This window comes from Limnospira sp. PMC 1279.21 (genome assembly GCF_032349615.1).
GTDB classification, from domain to species: Bacteria; Cyanobacteriota; Cyanobacteriia; order Cyanobacteriales; family Microcoleaceae; genus Limnospira; species Limnospira fusiformis.
In genome coordinates, this window is record NZ_JARPLU010000001.1 from 74,848 (window position 1) to 79,818 (window position 4,971).

Genomic DNA, 4,971 nt, shown 5'->3' on the forward strand with positions numbered 1-4,971 from the left:
AACCTACTACTCTACTACTCTCTTTGTTGGGTTTCACCCAACCTACATTTTCCGTTTCACCCAACCTACTACTCTCTTTGTTGGGTTTCACCCAACCTACATTTTTGTCAAGGGTCAATATTTATTTATGTCATTTTATTTAACTCCTAGCTTCTGGTCAGGAGTCGGTAATATCAAATGGATAGGATAAGCAGCATCACTGATATGGATAGCGTAAGCGGCTTGTAAATATTGCTCATATTCAGGATTATTAGTTATGTGGGTTTGGAAAAATGCTACACTTAGACTTTTCATATATCCCCGAGAAATTTCTGTGGCTGGACGAGTTAAACCTCCTAAGTTGGGTATGGCTTCAGCCGTGTATTGATTCATATCAAAAAAGTGACTATCTTTTTCTTTAAAAACTAAATATCGGTGGGAATTGGTTAACCAATTAAAAGCTGGGATTTGTTCTAATACTGCTGGTGCTAATATATCCAAGCCACTGGCTACCATCATCACCGGGATTTGGATTTGATTGATGCTTGCTTCTCCTAAGATACTACTATTTAAAGGGTTTATAAGTAAGATAGCATTAACTCTTTCATCTCTCAAGTTGGTGTCGGTTTGCGGTAATTCTAGGGCGCGACACTGGAGAAACAAGGAAGGATTAACGGAAAAGTTATCTTGATTGCAGTCGATTTTCAGTTGTGCAAAATTCAGCGGCGCACCCCCTAAGACTAAAGCTGTATAGCCTCCGAGAGAATGTCCGAGAACTCCGACATTATCCAAGTTAAGGCGATCGCTTAAATCTCCACGATTTAATGATTCCAGATAATCTAATACTTGGGAAATGTCAAGGGGTCTGTCTATAAATTCTCGCGGGTTAAACATATCTGATACTTTCCCAATTAACAAGTCTTGGAATTGCTGAAAATCGCTACCAGTGTGCTGAGGAACAGCTACGGCGAAACCATAGGAGGCTAAATGGCGCGCGAGGTATTCAAAGCGACTGCGGTCTGATGCTAAACCATGAGATATGATTAAAGTGGGGATATTACTATCAGTAGTTTCCGGGAGGTATAAATCAAAATTAAATTGGCGATCGCGAATTGAATCACTAACTCTATAGGTGTATTTAGAACTTGGAAATTTTCCGGGTTTTCGTAAGTCGCGCCATTGACTAAAATCAATATTTCCAGCAGTTTGTCCTTGGGAAGATGCCAGTCTTTTGATGTCGGCAATTATATCATTAGTTGACTCAATTAAAATCGCTACATTAGTTAATGCTTGTAAAGCCTCATTTAGGTTCATATAAATACTAGGACTAGGAAACTCTCGCATCATATCAATGAGGGTAAATCCGTCGGGGAGACTACTGGCTGATACCATGGCATTTCGGATGGCATCTGCGCCATTAGCACCGGGTTCGGTTTCGATAATATCTCCCATCTGAATTAAAAAATCTGCTACCATCGGAGAACTCAATAAATGCCTGATTTCGGCATCACTAAACTGATAACGTCTCGCTAATATGTCCCGCAGTTGTGTCTGGATTTTGGGACTCAATAAATTGGCGACATTATCTAACTTGTGATTTTCGGAATGGTCGGGCGGATTTTCGATATAAGTTTCTAAAACATCGACAGGTATAGAAACATCTCTATTTCCGATGGAAAAACGCAAAAAATCAGCGGCTTGAGTGGGGGTAGCGATCGCTACCAGGGTGGAGACCCCTAGAGTGATCAACTTGAGACCAAGTATTATATAATTGGGCTGCATTAGTATTCTCAGTGTGAAACTTAGGATGAGACAGTGGTTCAGTTTTTGATAAAATCAAGACTCTGCAACCTGTAATCCCTAAACCTACAAACAATTATGGCAGTAACCACCCAACAATTAATCGATTGGAAACAGCAGGGACACCAAATTACCATGCTAACTGCTTATGAGTATGCGATCGCCAAAATTATCGACCAAGCAGGTATTGATATTATTCTAGTCGGTGATTCCCTAGCCATGGTCGGTTTAGGTTACGAAACCACCCTACCGCTAACCCTTGAGGAAATGTTGCACCACGCCAAAGCAGTGCGTCGGGCGGTGGTAAGATCCCTATTGGTAGTGGATTTACCATTTTTGACCTACCAGGAAAGTCCCCAACAGGCGATTCATTCAGCCGGACGGGTATTGAAAGAAACAGGAGCATCCGCCGTAAAGTTAGAAGGGGGCTATGATGAAATGGCTAATACAGTCAGCGCCTTAGTCAAAGTGGGTATTCCCGTTATGGGTCATGTCGGCTTAACTCCCCAGTCTGTACATCAATTGGGAGGGTATCGCCAACAAGGTAAAACCACAGTGGCAGCAGAACGTATTTTATCAGAAGCGATCGCCTTACAACAAGCGGGAGCCTTTGCTATAGTCCTGGAACATATCCCCAAGGACTTGGCGGCGGAAATTACCCAACAACTAACCATTCCCACTATCGGTATTGGCGCGGGTCCTTACTGCGACGGACAAGTGCTGGTAACCTCTGATATATTGGGATTAACCCCCTGGCAACCACCCTTTGCCAAAAAATACGCTAACCTGCACGATACCATTACCAACGCCGTGACACAATTCTGCACAGAAGTTCAACAAGGGAAGTTTCCCTAATGACCACCTCGACCAGACCCCTGATTATTGGCGTTTCCGGTGCTTCGGGACTCATTTATGCAGTCCGCGCCTTAAAATACCTGCTACAAGCCGATTATGCTATCGAATTGGTAGCCTCCAAGTCTTCCTACATGGTATGGCAAGCGGAGAATAATTTGCAAATGCCTGGAGATAGCGCGCGCCAGGAGTTATTTTGGCGACAACAAGCCGGGGTGGAAACCGGGGGAAAACTGCGTTGTCATCCTTGGCAGGATGTAGGCGCTAATATTGCTAGTGGTTCCTTTCGCACTATCGGTATGATCGTCATTCCCTGTAGTATGAGTACAGTGGCTAAAATTGCCCAAGGTCTCAGTTCCGATTTACTTGAACGGGCGGCAGATGTACAATTAAAAGAAGGTAGAAAATTGGTAATTGTGCCACGGGAAACTCCCCTAAGTCTTATCCATCTGCGAAATTTGACTACTTTAGCAGAAGCAGGCGCGCGGATTGTCCCGGCTATCCCCGCTTGGTATCATCATCCCCAAACTATTGAGGATTTGGTAGATTTTGTGGTAGCGCGAACCCTCGATCAATTTGAGATTGATTGTGTACCTTTGCGTCGGTGGAAACCTGATGAATTCTGAGGGAATTTCCTAATTAGTTATTGATATTTTCGATTTCGATGGGGTTATTTATGTGATGTCTGGAAAAAGTGCGATCGCTATTTTGATTATAGTCGGTGGTTTGATATTGTTCACCATACAAAATCTTTCCCCCGCCATATCTTTAGTATTTTTAGGGATGCAATTACCCACTTTACCTTTGTCGGTGTGGCTACTAATTGCCCTCTTCATCGGTATATTCACCTCTCTGATGATTGCCAGTTTATTCCAACTCTCTTACACCCCCTCTCCGTCACGTCCTCAAGCCAGTAAAAAACCTATACAACCATCCCCCCAACCTAACCCACCTGATCCAGCAATTCCCCCGTCACCACAAGCCGATGATTCGGAGTGGGATAATTTGCAATCTGAACTAGAATTAGAACCGGAAAATCAACCCCCTATCCCTACCCCCAAAAATCAATCCCCCAAAACTCACAAAAATAGTGATGATTGGGAAACCGAAGTCCGCCAAGTTAGCGATAGTTGGGATGAAAATGATAGCGATCGCCAAAATGAACCAGAAACCCCACCCGTTAGACAAACTACCCCCAAACCATCAGAATCAGAATCCTGGAATAAACGCGATATCAATCCCCTAAACTCTCCTAATACTGATGAAGATTGGGATAATTTACCTCCCCAGAATGCACCAACCACCCCCACTTCTCCACCCCCAGAAAACACCCCCACCACCACTCCCACACCCCCAGAAAACACCGGAAAAACCTTTGAAGTACAGCAACAACCTCAAAAAGAATCCTGGTCAGGTTCCGTCTATTCCTTCAATTATAAAGACGGTCAAAATTCCGGTGCTGGTCGTACCGAATCAGTTTATGATGCAGACTATCGCCTAATTAATCCCCCTTCTCCCCCTACCAAAATTCAATCTGATGAGGAAGATTGGGGTTTTGATGATGAGGATGAAATCGGCTAAAATTATCTAGCTAGTTATGATCACTTTCGGACTTTTAGACAATCTCATGGTTTTAGAACAAATACAAGGAATTAACATCTATTTAATTGGTATGATGGGGGCGGGAAAATCTACGGTAGGTCAGATATTGGCTAATCGATTAAGCTATAAGTTTTTTGATACCGATGTTTTGATTAGTCAAGTGGCGGGACAAGCCATTCCCGAAATTTTTGCCACCCAGGGGGAGGAAGAATTTAGGAACTTAGAATCTCAAGTCCTATCTAGTCTTTGTGCTTATCAACATTTAGTGGTAGCTACTGGGGGAGGGGTTGTGATTAAACGGATGAATTGGAGTTATTTAAGACATGGTATCATTGTCTGGTTAGATGTTCCAACTCATTGCTTATATGAACGTCTGAAAGGAGACACAACCCGACCTCTACTACAACACCCAGACCCCCTCACTCGCCTCGATAATATCCTGGAAACTAGGCGACATCTTTATCAACAAGCCGATATTTCTATTGCTATCAATGAGGATGAAAAACCCTCAGAAATTGCCGAACAAATTATTACTAAAATCCCTAATATCCTCAAGCAGACTGAATCACACCTTAATTAATTATTATAGATGGGTTTCTCTCCCAGATTTCCAGAAACCCGGTTTCTTTGAGAAACCGGGTTTCTTAGCCGATAAGGTTTCTCAGCCGATAATAATTATAGCCGGGTTTCTCCCCCAGATTTCCAGAAACCCGGTTTCTTTGAGAAACCGGGTTTCTT

5 protein-coding genes are annotated in these 4,971 nt (G+C 43.1%); 4 read left to right on the forward strand and 1 reads right to left on the reverse strand.

All coding sequences use genetic code 11. From position 1 onward, the window contains the following. Nucleotides 1-135 precede the first annotated feature (135 nt). Nucleotides 136-1,761 carry an alpha/beta hydrolase gene (locus tag P5683_RS00295; RefSeq protein ID WP_315641711.1) on the reverse strand — a complete coding sequence of 542 codons (1,626 nt, stop codon included), beginning with the start codon at nucleotides 1,759-1,761 and terminating at the stop codon, nucleotides 136-138. 96 nt (nucleotides 1,762-1,857) lie between these two features. Between P5683_RS00295 and panB the strand changes: the two genes are divergently transcribed. From panB to P5683_RS00315, 4 genes are read left to right on the forward strand one after another with little or no spacing between them, the layout of a single operon-like run. Then, nucleotides 1,858-2,634, forward strand: a complete 777-nt coding sequence (gene panB, locus P5683_RS00300; RefSeq protein WP_006624583.1) for a 3-methyl-2-oxobutanoate hydroxymethyltransferase — start codon at nucleotides 1,858-1,860, stop codon at nucleotides 2,632-2,634. Next, nucleotides 2,634-3,257 carry a flavin prenyltransferase UbiX gene (locus P5683_RS00305; RefSeq protein WP_006624582.1) on the forward strand — a complete coding sequence of 208 codons (624 nt, stop codon included), beginning with the start codon at nucleotides 2,634-2,636 and terminating at the stop codon, nucleotides 3,255-3,257. Before panB ends, P5683_RS00305 begins: the two co-directional genes overlap by 1 nt. A gap of 55 nt (nucleotides 3,258-3,312) precedes the next feature. Next, nucleotides 3,313-4,212, forward strand: coding sequence for a LapA family protein (locus tag P5683_RS00310; RefSeq protein ID WP_008051129.1), 900 nt, complete (start codon nucleotides 3,313-3,315; stop codon nucleotides 4,210-4,212). A gap of 16 nt (nucleotides 4,213-4,228) precedes the next feature. Then, nucleotides 4,229-4,813 (forward strand): shikimate kinase, encoded by a 585-nt coding sequence (locus tag P5683_RS00315; RefSeq protein WP_006624579.1) that lies wholly within the window; start codon nucleotides 4,229-4,231, stop codon nucleotides 4,811-4,813. Nucleotides 4,814-4,971: the final 158 nt, after the last annotated feature.

What these genes read in the sequence shown, in the direction of transcription:
- P5683_RS00295 (WP_315641711.1), bottom strand. Translation starts at nt 1,761, where the DNA reads ATGCAGCCCAATTATATAATACTTGGTCTCAAGTTGATCACTCTAGGG.
- panB (WP_006624583.1), top strand. Translation starts at nt 1,858, where the DNA reads ATGGCAGTAACCACCCAACAATTAATCGATTGGAAACAGCAGGGACAC.
- P5683_RS00305 (WP_006624582.1), top strand. Translation starts at nt 2,634, where the DNA reads ATGACCACCTCGACCAGACCCCTGATTATTGGCGTTTCCGGTGCTTCG.
- P5683_RS00310 (WP_008051129.1), top strand. Translation starts at nt 3,313, where the DNA reads ATGTCTGGAAAAAGTGCGATCGCTATTTTGATTATAGTCGGTGGTTTG.
- P5683_RS00315 (WP_006624579.1), top strand. Translation starts at nt 4,229, where the DNA reads ATGATCACTTTCGGACTTTTAGACAATCTCATGGTTTTAGAACAAATA.